Origin of the sequence: Petrotoga sp. SL27 (assembly GCF_002924605.1) — a bacterium.
Lineage (GTDB): Bacteria > Thermotogota > Thermotogae > Petrotogales > Petrotogaceae > Petrotoga > Petrotoga sibirica.
Window position 1 is genome coordinate 1 of sequence record NZ_JAIP01000026.1, and the last position, 474, is coordinate 474.

Consider the following 474-nt stretch of genomic DNA (forward strand, 5'->3'; position numbering starts at 1 on the left):
CTCGCCTACATGAAGCTGGAATCGCTAGTAATCGCAGGTCAGCCAAACTGCGGTGAATACGTTCCCGGGCCTTGTACACACCGCCCGTCACGCCACCCGAGTTGGGAACACCTGAAGGCAGTACGGAAGGTACTGTTGAAGGTGGGCTTGGCGAGGGGGGCGAAGTCGTAACAAGGTAGGTGTACCGGAAGGTGCGCCTGGATCACCTCCTTTCTAAGGAGAATTTAATGTTTCTACCTCCTCTATCTACTTTTGAGAGAGTTGGGCTAGTAGCTCAGTTGGTGAGAGCGCACGCCTGATAAGCGTGAGGTCGGAGGTTCAAATCCTCCCTAGCCCACCAACGTTAAGAAGTAAGAGCTCATTGACAAGTGCATAGAGTAAGTCCAAAGTAATAAGGGCATACGGTGGATGCCTAGCCAGCTGGAAGCGAAGAAGGACGTGGTAAGCTGCGAAAAGCTGTGGGGAGCTGCAAAC

General features: G+C 53.0%; 1 tRNA gene and 2 rRNA genes. All 3 read left to right on the forward strand.

Annotated elements, in window-relative coordinates:
* A 16S ribosomal RNA gene (locus AD60_RS09355) occupies window positions 1-213 on the forward strand; the annotation flags it as partial.
* Between the two features lie 50 nt (window positions 214-263).
* Window positions 264-340 (forward strand) — tRNA-Ile (locus AD60_RS09360).
* A gap of 41 nt (window positions 341-381) precedes the next feature.
* Window positions 382-474 (forward strand): 23S ribosomal RNA (locus tag AD60_RS09365); the annotation flags it as partial.